13 protein-coding genes and 7 tRNA genes are annotated in these 15499 nt (G+C 40.8%); 6 read left to right on the top strand and 14 right to left on the bottom strand.

Annotation, left to right across the window (positions count from 1 at the left end; genetic code table 11):
• Nucleotides 1-18: 18 nt before the first annotated feature.
• Nucleotides 19-2790 (bottom strand): M16 family metallopeptidase, encoded by a 2772-nt coding sequence (locus F893_RS08420; RefSeq protein ID WP_004280015.1) that lies wholly within the window; start codon nucleotides 2788-2790, stop codon nucleotides 19-21.
• A 143-nt stretch (nucleotides 2791-2933) separates the two neighbouring features.
• On the bottom strand, nucleotides 2934-3755 hold the full coding sequence (locus tag F893_RS08415; protein WP_004280017.1) for a PhzF family phenazine biosynthesis protein: 822 nt from the start codon (nucleotides 3753-3755) through the stop codon (nucleotides 2934-2936).
• Nucleotides 3756-3874: 119 nt separating this feature from the next.
• Here F893_RS08415 and F893_RS08410 point away from each other — a divergent pair, with 119 nt between their 5' ends.
• From F893_RS08410 to F893_RS08400, 3 genes are all read left to right on the top strand, one after another.
• Nucleotides 3875-4462, top strand: coding sequence for a flavin reductase family protein (locus F893_RS08410; RefSeq protein ID WP_004280018.1), 588 nt, complete (start codon nucleotides 3875-3877; stop codon nucleotides 4460-4462).
• A gap of 117 nt (nucleotides 4463-4579) precedes the next feature.
• Entirely contained in the window at nucleotides 4580-5314 is a 735-nt protein-coding gene (gene gloB / locus F893_RS08405; protein ID WP_004280019.1) for a hydroxyacylglutathione hydrolase, read from the top strand.
• Between the two features lie 504 nt (nucleotides 5315-5818).
• Nucleotides 5819-6220, top strand: a complete 402-nt coding sequence (locus F893_RS08400; RefSeq protein ID WP_004280020.1) for a YkvA family protein — start codon at nucleotides 5819-5821, stop codon at nucleotides 6218-6220.
• Nucleotides 6221-6460: 240 nt separating this feature from the next.
• Here the strand turns inward: F893_RS08400 and F893_RS08395 are convergent, their stop codons facing one another.
• Nucleotides 6461-6685, bottom strand: a complete 225-nt coding sequence (locus tag F893_RS08395; protein WP_004280021.1) for a hypothetical protein — start codon at nucleotides 6683-6685, stop codon at nucleotides 6461-6463.
• 481 nt (nucleotides 6686-7166) lie between these two features.
• Between F893_RS08395 and F893_RS08390 the strand changes: the two genes are divergently transcribed.
• Nucleotides 7167-7370: a hypothetical protein gene (locus F893_RS08390; RefSeq protein WP_004280022.1), complete on the top strand. Its 204-nt coding sequence runs from the start codon at nucleotides 7167-7169 to the stop codon at nucleotides 7368-7370.
• Nucleotides 7371-7522: 152 nt separating this feature from the next.
• Here the strand turns inward: F893_RS08390 and F893_RS08385 are convergent.
• From F893_RS08385 to F893_RS08345, 9 genes are all read right to left on the bottom strand, one after another.
• Nucleotides 7523-7607 (bottom strand) — tRNA-Leu (locus tag F893_RS08385).
• Between the two features lie 39 nt (nucleotides 7608-7646).
• A tRNA-Trp gene (locus tag F893_RS08380) sits at nucleotides 7647-7720 on the bottom strand.
• A gap of 35 nt (nucleotides 7721-7755) precedes the next feature.
• A tRNA-Leu gene (locus tag F893_RS08375) sits at nucleotides 7756-7840 on the bottom strand.
• Nucleotides 7841-8211: 371 nt separating this feature from the next.
• A tRNA-Leu gene (locus F893_RS08370) sits at nucleotides 8212-8297 on the bottom strand.
• Nucleotides 8298-8674: 377 nt separating this feature from the next.
• Nucleotides 8675-8759 (bottom strand) — tRNA-Leu (locus F893_RS08365).
• A 39-nt stretch (nucleotides 8760-8798) separates the two neighbouring features.
• Nucleotides 8799-8872, bottom strand: a tRNA-Trp gene (locus F893_RS08360).
• A gap of 35 nt (nucleotides 8873-8907) precedes the next feature.
• Nucleotides 8908-8992: transfer RNA gene (locus F893_RS08355), tRNA-Leu, on the bottom strand.
• 107 nt (nucleotides 8993-9099) lie between these two features.
• Complete coding sequence (locus tag F893_RS08350) at nucleotides 9100-9921, bottom strand: protein kinase domain-containing protein (protein WP_005251457.1); 822 nt, start codon at nucleotides 9919-9921, stop codon at nucleotides 9100-9102.
• On the bottom strand, nucleotides 9908-11419 hold the full coding sequence (locus tag F893_RS08345; protein ID WP_005251456.1) for a DUF3336 domain-containing protein: 1512 nt from the start codon (nucleotides 11417-11419) through the stop codon (nucleotides 9908-9910). Before F893_RS08345 ends, F893_RS08350 begins: the two co-directional genes overlap by 14 nt.
• Before the next feature lie 188 nt (nucleotides 11420-11607).
• Here F893_RS08345 and F893_RS08340 point away from each other — a divergent pair, with 188 nt between their 5' ends.
• Nucleotides 11608-12480: an ATP-binding protein gene (locus F893_RS08340; RefSeq protein WP_004280026.1), complete on the top strand. Its 873-nt coding sequence runs from the start codon at nucleotides 11608-11610 to the stop codon at nucleotides 12478-12480.
• Nucleotides 12470-12883 (top strand): DUF6176 family protein, encoded by a 414-nt coding sequence (locus F893_RS08335; protein ID WP_005251455.1) that lies wholly within the window; start codon nucleotides 12470-12472, stop codon nucleotides 12881-12883. The genes F893_RS08340 and F893_RS08335 overlap by 11 nt, the downstream gene beginning before the upstream one ends.
• A gap of 101 nt (nucleotides 12884-12984) precedes the next feature.
• On the opposite strand, the gene F893_RS08330 is transcribed toward F893_RS08335, so the two are convergent.
• Together F893_RS08330 and F893_RS08325 are read right to left on the bottom strand one after the other, a co-directional pair.
• Nucleotides 12985-14031, bottom strand: a complete 1047-nt coding sequence (locus F893_RS08330) for a hypothetical protein (protein WP_004280028.1) — start codon at nucleotides 14029-14031, stop codon at nucleotides 12985-12987.
• Nucleotides 14032-14520: 489 nt separating this feature from the next.
• Nucleotides 14521-15480 (bottom strand): sensor domain-containing diguanylate cyclase, encoded by a 960-nt coding sequence (locus F893_RS08325; protein ID WP_004280029.1) that lies wholly within the window; start codon nucleotides 15478-15480, stop codon nucleotides 14521-14523.
• Between the last annotated feature and the right edge of the window lie 19 nt (nucleotides 15481-15499).

Raw genomic sequence — 15499 nt, 5'->3', positions numbered from 1 at the left:
GGGGATTTTTTATCAACACTATGATGTTTTAACTTGCTTACCGTACTGATCAGCCATCACTTCCACCAGCTGGTCCGGCTTGATGTATTTTTTGATCATGGCATCAATATCGGCTTTGCTCAGTTGAGCAATCGCCTGATCACGTTTTTCCCGGTAAACCAGATTACGGTCTTTTTCCAGCTGTGGAATCAACATAGTGTGAATACGGCGATCATCTTCGAGTGCAGTTAAACGCTGTTTCAAGATACTGGCTTTTGCCGCTTCGACTTCCTGTTCAGTCACGCCACGTGTCAGCAGTTCATTGAGTACCTTATGCACTGCCTGAGAAACCTGTGCGGATTTTCCAGCCGTATAATTGGCACTAATCATCATGGCGCCCACATCTGCCCATTCATCGAGTTGCACATCTGCACTAAAACCATAGACTAGGGCATTTTTCTCGCGTAGCTCTTGTGCCAGTCGTGACGATAACTGTGAATCACCCAGAATATATCGAAATACCTGTAATGCAGGTGCATCGGCATGATCTGCGCCGACCGGCATGCTCATGAATGCCTCATAACTCCCGAATTCACGCTGCTCAGACAACGCATGAATTTTCTGGGCTGGATAGCTTCGATATTCCGATTTCAGACGCTCATAAGGCTGTGTAGCTTTCCAGTCTGAGAAACTGTTTTTCAGCGTTTTTTGCATCGATTTTGGATTAAACTCACCTGTGACCGCGATTTGTGCATGCTGGGTTTTTAAAAACTGCTGATACAGTGCCATAACCTGTTCGCGAGTCGCTTTCTGATACTGTTTTTTGGCCAGTTCAGGCTCGAAATGGAAACGCAGATCGCCAGGCTGATAGATCTCGAGAGTTCGCGCTATCGTCAAGCTCGACACGGTATCTGGTTCAGTGTAAGGACGATCCAGACTGGATAAAGTTTGACTCTTGATCAAGTCAAACTGGCTTTGCTCAAATGCCGGCGTTTTCAGTACATCAACCACATACTGGAAAAACTCTTCAAACTTTTCTTTTTTGGCGCTGATCTGCAAGGTCAGGCCATTGCCGGATGCACTGGCAGTCGCCGAACCGCCTACTTCAATAATTTTATCGGCAATCTGCTGCAAGCTTTGGGTTTTCGATGAGCGCAACATTAAATAAGCGGTCAGATCAAGAATCTCGCCTTTATTCATCAGACTTTGAGCGCTACCAAAATCCAGTGAAATTGTGGCATAGACTTTATCATCGCGTGTAGTCGTCGGAAACAGCGCGTATTTAATGCCATTTTTCAACTTGCCACGCTGAATCTGTTTGTCTTTACTATGCAAATACTGTTTGGACTGCTGTATATATTGTTTTACTTCAGCCTGATAGACACTGACATCTTTCAGAGGCTCTTCTGTTTCGGCCTGCTGATCCAGAGTTTTTGCCGGTGCTTCTGTCTGTGCCAGTTCCTGCGCTTTCTTCTGATCTTCCGGGGTAGGTAAAATATTGCCAGAAATACGGTATTCAGGTTTTAAAAAACTCTTATAGACCTGATTGACCTGATTCACACTCAGGCTTTGAATTGAATTCAGATCTTTAAAATACTGGCTCCAGTCACCTGAATACGCCACTGCATAATCGCTTAAACGTGAACCCAAAGCAGTCGCACTGTTTTTAATATTGTCGGCCTGATTTCGGGTCAGATTTTTAGCCCGGTTTAATTCTGCTTCGGTAAATGGCTGACTCTGTTCTACGCCTTGAATCAGTCCCTGCTCTATCGCTTGTGCCTGATGATTCGGAGCATAGATTGCTCCCATAAACACCAGATTAAAGTCTTTATCCAGCCAGGTACTGGATTGCACCGCTGTTGACTTCCCAGTTTCCACCATATTCTGATAGAGATGTCCACTTGGCTGCAAAGTATAGAGCGTTGGCGAAACAGCCAAAGCCGTTTTAATGCTTTCTTCGGATTGATTCAAATAAAGATTAAACTTGGCCAGATCACTGCCTTTCTTTACTGTAAATTCACGCTGTTTGATTTGCTCTGGTTTAAGCGCTGGGACTTTCACTTGCGCTGGTACATTTCGGGATTGAATCGGACTGAAATGCGTATCCAGCTGTTTTAAGACTTCGGCCTTATCAAATTTGCCCGAAATGACCACAAAGGCATTATTCGGTGCATACCATTGACGGTAAAAATGGTTTAGTTCCTGCATATTGATTGATTGCAGCTCATTTAGGTCACCAATCGGCAAACGGCCTAAATACTGATTGCCATAAGCAGATTTAAACACCTGATCGATCAATACTGAAAATGGCTGATCCAGACGAATTTCACGCTCGCGTTTTACAATATCAATTTCAGTCGGTACATATTTTTCCTGAAGCACCAGCTTGTCCATGCGTTCGGCTTCGAGAAAAATGACTTCACTCAGCGCAGTTTTTTCAGGACGGATCACATTAGTATATTTGGTTGAGTAATAGTCGGTACTGGCATTGGTCATCAAGGTATATTGATCCAGTCGACGCTGGAATTCATCCCCTTTGACATTTTCTGTGCCTTTAAAGGCCAAATGTTCCAGCAGATGCGCCAGACCGCCCTTGCCTTGAGGATCATTCAGGGAGCCGGTCAGATAGACCGTATTCATAAAAACTTTATTTTCTTTATCATTCGGTGCCAGGATAATGCGCAGTCCATTATCCAGTCGGTATTCTTCAACATTTTGTTCCGTTTTCACCAAAACAGGTTGTGCAAAACTCAGTGCACTACAGCCAGACAATACAATCGCCAGACTTAAATTTTTATAACGTAGCAACATTCTTCATCCAAATTATAAATATAAATTTTTATTCGCGCCCTTCTTAGAGAATGATTCTTTTTCTGAATAATCTATTCCAAGCCGGACCATCAAAATAACATGCCGTCTCACCTGACGACATGTAGTTCTATGTAATTAAAAAATTAAAGATAAATCTCAGCCTGCATATATAGCTTGCCGTAACCGGAAATTTCAATTCGATTCTGATCTTGCAAGGCACAATATAGCACCCCACCACGCGCCGAGGCCTGATAGGCAACCAGTTCATTTTTACCAAGTTTCTCGGCCCAGAGCGGCGCAATTCCAGTGTGAATTGAACCGGTTACCGGATCTTCATTGATTCCATTACTCGGTGCAAAATAACGTGAAATACAGTCGTATTGGGTATCTTGTGAAGTAATTGCAACATCTAAATAGGTATTTTGAGCAGTAATCGCAGTACGTTTGCCATTCAACTGTTTCAACAATTCAAAATCAGGCGTTTCATCCAGCACATCCTGTACCGATTCATATTCAACAATATAGCCCTGCGCGTTCAGATAAACCTGTTTAAACGGTTTGCTCAAGGCCTGTCTTAAAGCTTCAGGATATTCAGCAACTGGCTCTGCACGACGAACTGGAAAGTTCATTCTGATCTTGCCATCTGCATCCTGATTGACTACAAAAATGCCTAAGTCTTTTACATGAAAATGAATCGTTTTCCCCGTATCAAATTGATTGAATAGTACAAAGCTGCTGGCCAATGTCGCATGACCACAAAAATCTACTTCCTTGGTTGGCGTAAACCAGCGGATGGCATAATTATCGCTATCGATAACTTTAACAAAAGCCGTTTCAGACAGATTATTTTCCAAGGCGATATTTTGCATCAGACCATCTTCGAGCCATTCATCCAGCACAATCACGGCTGCGGGATTGCCTTTAAACAGTTCTGTGGTAAACGCATCGACCTGGTACATTTTCATTTTTTGAATTCCTGAATATAACGATCTCCAGTTTAAAAGCTTTTTTGCAAGAAGGAACTTGAATATGTTAATGATCTCATTAATCTAGCCTATTAAATAAATAGAGCAAATGGTGCTGCATGACAAACTCCCATCTTCAAAGTGTTCCCTTAGAAAAAGCTTATCGTCTGATTACCCATGGACCTACTGTGCTGGTATCTGCTCAAGACCAGCAGGATACAGATGTCATGGCAGCGGCCTGGGCATGCGCACTGGAATTCAGTCCTGCCAAAGTGACCGTGGTTCTGGACAAAAGTACCAAAACCCGAAATATTATTGAAAAATCAGGTTATTTCGCGCTGCAAATTCCAACATTGAAACAACTGAATATGGTCTATCGTCTGGGTACGCAGAGCCTGCATGATGTGCCTGACAAACTGGCACAATCCGGAGTAGAACTATTTCATTTTCCTGATGCTGATATTCCTGTAGTACAAGGCTGTGCGGCCTGGATACTCTGCGAGATGATTCCTGAGCCGCATAACCAGCAAATGCATGACCTGTTTATAGGCAAGGTGATTGCAGCCTATGCCGATGATCGGGTCTTCCGCGACGGCCACTGGCATTATCATGAAGTGGATGAAGAGTGGAAAAGTATTCATCATGTAGCCGGCGGGCATTTTTACACCATCGGCAATGCGGTGAGCATTGATGATCCGGAATTATAAATTTTTCAAATTTGGAATAAATGAAAGTAATCGCGGATGATCAGACGATATCAACCAGCACCAGAGTATCCGAAATTATGCTACTTTATCTATAATCTTCATTTGATGTGATGTGCTATGACACCCTTTAAAATTCACTGTATTGATGTCCAGAATTCACTGCAAAATTATATCTGGTTGCTTGAACATACCGCGTCGCATCAGGTGGCTGTGATTGATCCAACCGAAGCAGAATTGGTACAAGACTATTGTGCCGAACACGGTTTAACTGTAAGTCAAATCTGGCTGACTCACTGGCATAAAGATCATATTGGCGGTGTGCCGGAACTGATCCAAGGACAAAATCTGCCTGTGTATGGCCCACGGGCAGAACTAAGCAAAATTCCGTTTATCACCCATCCTCTTGAGCATGAAGAACAGTTTAATTTTCATGGAATAGATATCCAGGTGATTGCTGTACCCGGGCATACACTCGGCCATATTGTTTATTTTATTGATGCGATTGATGTGCTGTTCTGCGGCGATACCTTATTTGCCATGGGTTGTGGCCGGGTTTTTGAAGGCACCTATTCACAGATGTATCATTCACTGTCCCGTCTGGCTGCCTTGCCACCGCGCACCCAAGTCTATTGCACCCATGAATACACATTATCGAATGCACAGTTTGCCAAACACGTTGAACCGGACAATTCGGCAATTCTGGAACGCTTCGAACATATTGAGCGTTTGCGTATACTAGGCCAGTGCACGCTGCCAAGTAGTATTGAAGATGAATTGCAAACCAATCCTTTTCTGCGCGCAGAAAGCGTGGAAGAATTCCAGCGTTTAAGAACCCTGAAAGATCAGTTTTAAACCGGATTCAAAGCTGAAGATCAATGCTTCAGCCGACTTACTTATTTGTCATTTGCGATGCATAGAATGTTATTGAAAGGCACGTACAAATTTTGCACAAATTGGAATAAGTTGAATCTCCATCTAAAAAATGTCTTTCTGTGCCATTTTTTGCTTTCTTATAATTAATCAAGTCCTCTATTTTTTTAGAAACCAATTTCAGTTCCAACACATGAAATAATGACTTATAAATAACAGGATGATATTGATTTAAATTAGAGAAATTCGTGGAACATTGCTTAAATAATCAGCATGGAACCTAACAAGTGAATAAAAAAGCCCAATTTACTTGAATTGGGCTTTCACTTATACGCTAAACATATAATTTGTATAAAATAAAAAATAGCATTTCGTATAACGCGTATTATGTTAATTTTAGAAAATCGTAATAGGATAATAAAAATCTATATTGTTTTAAGAGAACTCTCTTATGATTAAATCTCTATAGTTCTTTTAATATTTGCTATGTATCAAAGAATCAAGCAATGGGCTAAATCAATTAAAAAAGACATCTTGGTTGTTTGGCTTATTGCAAAAGACAAGCGAACGCCCAATTCTGTAAAGTTTTTAGCTTTAATTATTGCTGCTTATGCCTTCTCACCAATTGATTTAATTCCAGATTTTATTCCCGTACTTGGGTATTTAGACGATATTATTATTGTACCTTTAGGTATTTTATTAGTTATCAAGCTTACCCCACAAAACATTGTAGATGATTGTAGAATTCTTGGAGAAACCTTAGTTGAAAGGCCTATAAACCGTTGGGCAGCAGGAATTATTATCCTGATATGGCTTGTAATATTGGGATATTTAACCATGTACTTCATGAACGATTCACTGTCTATACTGTCTATTTTTAACAAGTGAGATTTAGATACCCTCTCTCATTTGCACCCATTTAATATAATGGGCATTATTCAAAATTAAACTGTAAACCAAAATAGAAATAAAATGTCTGCTTTCAGAGCATGACATTAGTTCTGTCGTTCAACTTTAAAAGTGACATTGGCCATGTCGATCCCGAATGATGATATGTAGGATAGCAGTAACTAGTTTCTTGGATTCTATTCACTAAAACTGACAACGTATGTATCGCATGAAGCAATGTTAAAGAATCTGGTTACTTTGTGCATAAGTATCCAGTTCACCTTGAGTCACGACACGCACCGCCTGCATTTCATCAATACGTACCAGTAGCAAGCCACCTAAAGCAGGCTGATAACGACGGGCACTGCCGAAAGGCGTATAGGCCACTTTCGACTGAATACTAAAGCTCAACCAGTCTTCATGTCCCAACATCACAGCAACCGGATCAAGTCCCTGCTGCTGCATTAATTCAATTTGCTAATTCACATAGTCTTCAATGGTTAATTCAGTCATGGTGCGGGTATTCAGTTTGAGAATTACATTTCAGACAGTATAAAGCATGCAAATCGAGCTGAAGATCAGAAAACCAGCAGCCGGTATTCTTTTAATAAATAAGTCGATTGGATTTTAATTTCCTCATTCTAGATCTGAAATTTTCTATTTCATACGATTGATAAAATTAGGAAATAACCTGTTTCACTAATAAGCTATTGAATTAGAAAATTAATTATCCAAATTTATAGCTTATAAAAGCTTAATATTTAGTTACAACCTATTCAATATGATAAAAATCATTTACTTAACGTTTAAATTGATTTTTTCTTAATCAACCGATGTTCACTATATACACAAATTCATTTAAATTAATTTAAATAAAGGCATTTGCCCTTTAAAAGATAATTTTTCACCCTTATTTAAGATTTAACAATGATGAAGGAGTGATCTCGTGAAAAAAGTGGTTAAAGCGAAAAATTTGATTGCATTTCGACTATGGTTAGAAAAATTAGGATATTCGGTACGCACCCTGGCGGATGATCGTGGTTTCAGTTTCAGCTTCAAGAAAGAATATGGCCTGGTGACCTGTGATCTGGCAGGTAATGCTCTGGCACTACAGTTAGGCGAGGAATTTGAAGATCATTTAAAAGCCTGATTGCTTCTATTTAAGAGAAGAAAAATAAATTAATCTTTCCACTGATTCAACAGCGCTATTCTCCAGTTATTCAGCCCATTTCGATGGGCTTTTCTTTGTTTAGTAAATTTGAGGCAATAAAAAAGCAAGGCATTTGCCTTGCTTTAATATGATGGTGGGGACGGAGAGACTCGAACTCTCACACCTCGCGGCGCTGGAACCTAAATCCAGTGCGTCTACCAATTTCGCCACGTCCCCATCAGGGTACCAACTTAGCGTTGGATTTCTTTCAAACTTTGGCAGAGGATCAAGGATTCGAACCTTGACGAACGGTTTTGGAGACCGTCATGCTACCATTACACCAATCCTCTACTTCCACCCAATATCCAGTTACCCAAATATCGATTGGTGGGGACGGAGAGACTCGAACTCTCACACCTCGCGGCGCTGGAACCTAAATCCAGTGCGTCTACCAATTTCGCCACGTCCCCAATGGCTGTGTATATTATAGAGATAGACCGGCATTGACAAGCGATTTTACAAGCAATCACAATCTATTCCGCTATAAAATAAACAGTTAGTTTAATTTTTTATAAAATTTATGTCGAAAATTTGATTGATTTGAAGATATGACTGCCCATTCGTTATTTTTAATCATTTCGATTCAATTCCAACATTTCAAATTAAAACTCAAATAAATTTCTAATCTTGATCAACATGAGCATTCAAAATACTGAAACTATTATTCATAAATTATTTTTGAAGCAGTGCATGGAATCAGAATACAACACAGCATAAATACAACGGCTTTGCCAAATTTCAGGCAATAAAAAAGCAAGGCACTCGCCTTGCTTTAATATGATGGTGGGGATAGAGAGACTCGAACTCTCACGCCCAGAAGGCGCTGCGACCTGAACACAGTGCGTCTACCAATTCCGCCATATCCCCATGGCTGTGTATATTATAGCGATCAGACCTGATTCACAAGTAGTTCTATAAAAAGCTAAATACTTTTATATCAAAAATTAATCAGTTAATTCCCTATTGAGCAAATACTGCTCTATTTAGACCAATATATAAAATTGTTAGACACCATGGGACTGATCCATATAACATTTAAATTATTGAATATACAGATCGCATGAATTATTGCAGCAATACAATGAAATTTACTAAAGCCCTGCCCTTGCAATCATTCGCTAGATAATTTAAGCCCAGAACGCATTGATGTTCATCAATCTTGACAGCAAAAATCTGGTACTAAAAAAACCGCCCTCAAATTTCAGGCAATAAAAAAGCAAGGCATTAGCCTTGCTTTAATATGATGGTGGGGACGGAGAGACTCGAACTCTCACACCTCGCGGCGCTGGAACCTAAATCCAGTGCGTCTACCAATTTCGCCACGTCCCCATCAGGGTACCAACTTAGCGTTGGATTTCTTTCAAACTTTGGCAGAGGATCAAGGATTCGAACCTTGACGAACGGTTTTGGAGACCGTCATGCTACCATTACACCAATCCTCTACTTCCACCCAATATCCAGTTACCCAAATATCGATTGGTGGGGACGGAGAGACTCGAACTCTCACACCTCGCGGCGCTGGAACCTAAATCCAGTGCGTCTACCAATTTCGCCACGTCCCCAATGGCTGTGTATATTATAGAGATCATTTCCAGCTGACAAGCCGTTTATCATAAAAAAACACTCGTTTGATTAAATAAGAAACAATCCGAGTTTTATTGTATTTTTCTCATTCAATTTCAGTCATTAAGTAGTCTTTAACCGCTTGAAAATCGGCCAATCTATGCTGCTTCTGCTTACTTAACATTTCTTCTAATAAGCCTTGAAAAGCCTGTAAGTGCTGCGGTAACTCAACTTTCAGACGCTGACAATGCAAAAAGGCCCAATCCAGATAATCTGTCGCCTGTAAACGCTGACCACTCAACCACTCATAAAAAATAACACCCAAAGCATAAACTTCACTTTGTAAGCTTTTAGCTTGGCCTTGAAACAGTTCAGGTGCCATATAACGCGGTGTCGCATTCAGTTCATGCAGGTCATTCTGATGGAGTATTTGGACATGCTCAAAATCAAGCAGGCAGACCCTGCCCTGATTATTTACAAAATGTTCTTGCTTTAAATCGGCATGCAAATAACCCAATTCTTGCAGGCAGATTAAAGGCTCCACAGCTTGCAGCAAATGTTGCCGAATTTGCGTGATGGATTGCTGATGCGGCATGATCTGAAAATGCGCCGGCGCATCGACCAGAATTAAGGCCTGCTCAAATTGTTCATGATTGATCTTGAAAGGCTGTTGAATAATTTGATGTGGAAGGAAAAAATTTAGATCACTTGAGCTGGCATGAGCCTGATAAAAATCCAGCTCATGTTGCCAGCCTAGTTCAGCATGTGGAGATGATATTAAACTATCAGATCTATGCGATATCTGGGTTTTTAGCCAGAGCGCATTTCCCTTGGCATAATAAAGACGCCGACCAAAACCCAGACTACGGGCTTTGGTTCGTAGTTCAAAATCAGAAATATCGAGATGATCTAAATTAAGTCGTGGCAATGTATTCAGGTATTGGATTAAGTGTATGCTGATAATTTAGCAGCTCCAGACAATGCTGAATAGTTTTCCCGACCCGTTCCTGAGTCTCAATGAGGGAAATTTTCGGCCATGTGGCACGCTCGCCTTCACGCTGTAAAATTTTAAACAGATACGGCCGTGGATTCTGCAACATATAGCTATAGTGGCGCAGGCTATATTTACCGACAATATTCACATCACCATAATAACGCTGGTCAACTACACCATAGCCATGATCCAGCAGACGGCGTACAGGAGGTAAGCTTCCGGCATGCTCTCTGGCAAAATCCATCATGCCTTTGGTAATCACCGCGCCCTGACGGCGAACAATCCGTTGCGGCCAGGTCAAGGTACCTTTACGGAAACGTGAAATATCATCCTGCATGAATGGCACGATATGCGGGTTGGTCTGACTGGCAATGGTATAATTAATATTATACAGGCGTGCCATTTTCTCCTGCGGAAAATCACTGCGCACGCTGCCATCCACCCAGCGGGTTGAACCCATATAAGGCGTATATTGACCATCATAGCGCTTACTGGTCAAACGAACCGGTGGAAACATAACCGGCACCGCACAAGACGCCAGTACCGCACTCCAGACCAGCAAATCCGGAGAAGTATAGGCATTTAAAATGCGTGCATCCTGTCCAGCATCATAAGGTGCAACCGCAATATTGATATGCAGACCTGAGGTTTTGAGTGCTTCTTCGAAGGTCAGATCACCCAGATTTTCGACCAGAAATTTTTTTAGATATTTTACATCCGCCAGACCACCATTACCTTTCATCAATTCACTCATGGTGCGGAAATGAAAAGCCTCATGAAAGAAATTATGGCCTTTCAAAATATCAATATATTGCGAAGGTTTGGATACACCTAACATGGCGGTCATGATGGCACCCGCACTTGAACCGGACATTACCTTCGGCAACAAGTCCTGCTCCATTAAGGCTTTGCATACACCAGTATGAAACAGACCCAGCGTCGAACCACCGGAAAACATCAGGGCTGGCTGGCCATAGGCGCGCTGACAATGCTGAAAATATTCGATTTTTTCTTCCATACTGAGACAGGTACAGTCTATTGAAGCAATATAGGCTAAGCCTTGGCTGACTTCTTCGACATAATCTTCAATAATTCTTTTAGTGCCCACATAGGCTTCGGTAAACAGTAGAGGATGGGCAATGTTGGCAATATCGTAGCTCAGGCCTTCGCGCAAAATATACATCAGGTCACGGGTGCGCTTTTGTTGTCGATAGCGTCGTAATTTACCCAGACGATGTGCGATCACTTCTGCATCAAAGTAGGGTGAACTGTTATCAAATTTCCATTCCTGTGCACCTGATTCTTCATCTATTTTCAGGGCAATATATTTCCATTCCTCATAGGACTCAGCCTGTTGCAGCTGCTGCTTGAGCTTTTTAATACGATAGGCCTGATGTGGATTAATATCCTGAGTAAAATCTTTAAACAGCATCTGCCTTTTCCCTATATTTATTCTTGATACAGCTCGTACCCAGAGCCAGAAAATGTGTACAAATTTTCTATCCTCTACAATAACGAAAATTCTCTACTTTAAGCAAATTATCATACTTTTCTGGCTTTGACTGTGAATTTTGCAATGGTACTATCTTAGCCATAATTTTAAATCTGTAATGTTAAATCATGGCGAAAATTGAGTTACCTGACCATATTTTAAATGCCCTTTCGACTGTTCTGCAGCAACTTCAGCAAAGTCTGCCCGAACTAAAACAAATTCCTGATTTTTCTGCTCATGCCTATAAATGGCAACATGGTGAACTCAAACCTATTCATCAGCTTAGACAGATGGAACTGGCCGATTTAAAAGGGATTGAGCGACAAAAAGAAAAAGTCATCCAGAACACGTTGCAGTTTTTAAACGGCTTACCTGCCAATGATGTCTTACTGACCGGTTCACGCGGTACGGGTAAATCCTCCATTGTTCGTGCCCTACTCACCGAGTATGCAGATCAAGGGTTACGATTAATTGAAATCGAACGGGATGATTTATCCGATCTGCCTCAAATTCAGCAACTCATTGCAGAGCGTCCAGAGAAGTTTATTGTCTACTGTGATGATCTGGCCTTTAATGCCGAAGATGAAAATTATCGCAGTTTAAAGAGTGTTCTGGATGGTTCTTTACAGTCCGGTTCCAGCAATTTTGTGATTTATGCGACCAGTAACCGTCGTCATTTATTACCCGAATTCATGCATGAAAATACGCCCGTTACCCGAGTTGATGTGCCGCAATATACTGAATTACATCCTCAGGAAGCGATTGAAGAAAAAATTTCACTGTCTGACCGCTTTGGTTTATGGCTGTCTTTCTATCCAATGGATCAGAACCTGTATTTGGAAATTGTCGAACATTACCTCAAAAAGGCAGGCATGGAACTCACGCCAGAAACCCGTGCTGAAGCCCTACGCTGGTGTCAGGCACGCGGTCAACGTTCAGGACGTGCTGCCTATCAGTTTTCCAAACACTGGATTGGTTCAACCCAACTAAATGCCTCTTAACAACTTAAAAGCGACCGGTTCAGGTCGCTTTTTTCATATAAATCATTTATATAATGATGATATTCAAAAGAAAATTAAAATTATGGATGTCGGCGCAGTTCTCATTCAACTTAAGCCCTTACACATGCAGCAAGTTCATGACTGGCAGCGTACTTTGAAAGCACGTCAAGACGAAGTAATTGAAACGCTTAAGGCTGAACAGGTTCATGTCGAGTCCTGGTTTTATCTGCAACTTCATGGTCAGGACTATTTGATTGCATATATGCGCGCCGACAATATTCAAAAAGCGCAAAATATTGCAAAACTCAGTACTTTCCCAATTGACCAAGTGCATAAACAGTTTAAAACTTCATGGCAAGCGGTTTATCCCGCCGAATTGTTATTGGATGCTACAGTTACCTGATTTATTAGCACGGCTATTCAAAATAGTTTTGTAATAAAGACTTCTCCCCAATCAATAACAAAAAAAGCCCTGGAAATACAGGGCTTTTTTGACATCTCGAATTATTGTTTATCACCGATAATGGTAGACCATAGCAGGTCATCAATTTCACTGCCATTGAAATAAACAGTAGCCTTCAATGATTCAGGCTGGTTCTGTTTGACTTCAATCACCTGATCATCGCTGTCCTTAATTCTAAGCACGCCCTCTTTTGGCAAATGCTTATAGTTATTTAATACGGTTTCATCCATTTTAAATGGTGTCGTGGTATTAAAATCAAAACTGTAACGATAATCTGCCAGATCAGGCTGACCGATAATCATACCACGACTGGTTAAGGTACGAATCCCATTACTGCCACTACCATAATCATCAACCAAGCTGTAATTATAATTACGCACCTGCAGATATTCTTTGCTCTTTGTATCAAATGCGATTCCAGAAGTACCTGCCTGACCGGTCTCGGCGATACGCTGGAATTCCAACTGATCGATTTGATAAGATTCGGATTGCCCCATGTTATTTTTGGTTTTACGATGCGCAATTGTGCCAGAAATCAGGTAGTCGTCCTTGAGATTAAAATCTACATTTGAACCATAACGGACATTGCTAAAGCTTAAAGTCGTCGTGTCACCATTCACCGTCTGAGTAATGTTTGAGCCTTTACGGTAAGTTTTATCCAGAATAATACAGTTATCTTTATCTGTTTTTAATTTCAGGGTTTTGACCGAACCAGTGGTATTGACTTCCGAACAGATCAGATTTGGATATTTAATACTATTGATGCCCAAATTATAAATTTTGATAATACGTGCAGTACGCCCATAAGGATAATCTGCGAATACTTCTCCAATCATGTGACCTAGAGCAACATTATAGTCGGTATCATTACTGGTATTTCCGGAAATTTTATCGCGAATTTTCTTTACAATATCCTGATCTTCAAACGGGACAAACTCCTCTGAAAGCTCAGGGGAAATACTTTCCGTAGGAACATTTGGAGGTGTAGTGACAGTAGGACTGTCTGAGCTACTTCCCCCACCACCGCCACAGGCACTCATTAAACCCGAAACAAGAGCAAGTCCAAAGATAGAAATCTGCTTTTTCATAAAATTTATTCCCTAAAATTTCTTTGCATTTTTATTTGGTGATCACTAAAGATTGGCCTTCTCGAAACTGAACAGCTCAAATGCTATTTCTGCCGGTGATATTTTTTCTTGGCAGCCAGCTTTATCCTTCGATATCGCTTTATCTTTAAACAAAGAAATTTTTGGTTCTGTAATTTTAATGTATATTTCAAACAACAATTATCATAAGAAATGAAGTGCTTATGTGAATCTTGTTCCTTACCAGTGTCACTTTTCAATACAATTAAAGCGCATTTAATTAAATCAATTTACTTTGCAACAAAGCTTATAAAATTTGTAATTGTTAAGTTAAAGATGGATTGAATTTTCTTTTTATGGAGAATCATGTTCAACTTTTCATTCATGATTATGAAAGAGAATATTGAAAGATAGGATGACTTTAGAGCATAGAAAATGATCATTTTTATGATATGAGATACTTAATCATTTACAGAAAATTTTAAGCAGAAATTATTTGAGATTGCTCACGGATTCACTGGATTTTTTCCGACGTTTATATTCAAACATGTTCTGATCCGCTTGTGCGAGCGCTGCAAATAAACCCTGACTCGGATGACGCATCGCCATACCAATCGCTGCGCCAATGTTTGCTGCTGCAAAGGCATTAATTAAACGATCCACTAAACTTTCAGTACCCGTTTCATCATTTTCTACGCTAAGAATCACAAACTCATCACCACCCAAACGGGCAACAATATCGTTGATCCGTACATTATCTCGTAATACTTGAGCCGCATTTTGAATCAGCCTGTCACCTTCATCATGACCCAAACTATCATTCACCTTTTTTAGGTCATTCAGGTCAATAAATAATACAGCGGCGGGATGACCATATTGCTTGCAACGCTCTTCTTCAGCTCGCAGCAGTTTTTCCCAGGCCCGGCGATTATAGAGCCCGGTCAATTCATCTTTACTGGCTTCTTCCTGCAATAATTCATGCTGTCTTATCTGCTCACTCTGACGTAATTCTGCCTGCAAGATCGAACTGAGCAATTGTCCCAACAACTCGACCAGTTGCATATCTTGCACAATAGCTTCCGATTTGGTTTCTGGATCAATCGCACAGAGTGTTCCAAACAAACTGCCATCTTCTTTAAGGAGTGGCTGACCAATATAAGATTTTATACAGACCTGCTGATTAATCGGCGCTGTGGCGTATAAAGGAATTTCTTCAGAGCGGGGGGCAATTCTCGGGGCCTTACCTGCGACCATATGAGAACAAAAAGAATCAGCCCACTGAAACACTTGACCGGGTCGTATATCATAACCATGATCTTCACTTTGCAGCACAATCCAGTCTTGGCCTTCTACCCGGGTGATCATCCATAAATTAAAGCCAAAATGCTGATGCAAAAACTTTAACACCGCCTCTCCAGCATCCTGAAAACTTTTGAAATTTATATTTTCCATTCGAGATTGCCTCTGCTGC

Source organism: Acinetobacter sp. CIP 102136, from assembly GCF_000369685.1.
Lineage (GTDB): Bacteria > Pseudomonadota > Gammaproteobacteria > Pseudomonadales > Moraxellaceae > Acinetobacter > Acinetobacter fasciculus.
The sequence above is the reverse complement of the archived record's forward strand: the minus strand, read 5'-3'. Positions and strand labels throughout refer to the sequence as shown.

What these genes read in the sequence shown, in the direction of transcription:
- F893_RS08420 (WP_004280015.1), bottom strand. Translation starts at nt 2,790, where the DNA reads ATGTTGCTACGTTATAAAAATTTAAGTCTGGCGATTGTATTGTCTGGC.
- F893_RS08325 (WP_004280029.1), bottom strand. Translation starts at nt 15,480, where the DNA reads ATGGAAAATATAAATTTCAAAAGTTTTCAGGATGCTGGAGAGGCGGTG.
- F893_RS08340 (WP_004280026.1), top strand. Translation starts at nt 11,608, where the DNA reads ATGGCGAAAATTGAGTTACCTGACCATATTTTAAATGCCCTTTCGACT.
- F893_RS08345 (WP_005251456.1), bottom strand. Translation starts at nt 11,419, where the DNA reads ATGCTGTTTAAAGATTTTACTCAGGATATTAATCCACATCAGGCCTAT.
- F893_RS08330 (WP_004280028.1), bottom strand. Translation starts at nt 14,031, where the DNA reads ATGAAAAAGCAGATTTCTATCTTTGGACTTGCTCTTGTTTCGGGTTTA.
- F893_RS08335 (WP_005251455.1), top strand. Translation starts at nt 12,470, where the DNA reads ATGCCTCTTAACAACTTAAAAGCGACCGGTTCAGGTCGCTTTTTTCAT.
- gloB (WP_004280019.1), top strand. Translation starts at nt 4,580, where the DNA reads ATGACACCCTTTAAAATTCACTGTATTGATGTCCAGAATTCACTGCAA.
- F893_RS08415 (WP_004280017.1), bottom strand. Translation starts at nt 3,755, where the DNA reads ATGAAAATGTACCAGGTCGATGCGTTTACCACAGAACTGTTTAAAGGC.
- F893_RS08410 (WP_004280018.1), top strand. Translation starts at nt 3,875, where the DNA reads ATGACAAACTCCCATCTTCAAAGTGTTCCCTTAGAAAAAGCTTATCGT.
- F893_RS08395 (WP_004280021.1), bottom strand. Translation starts at nt 6,685, where the DNA reads ATGCAGCAGCAGGGACTTGATCCGGTTGCTGTGATGTTGGGACATGAA.
- F893_RS08400 (WP_004280020.1), top strand. Translation starts at nt 5,819, where the DNA reads ATGTATCAAAGAATCAAGCAATGGGCTAAATCAATTAAAAAAGACATC.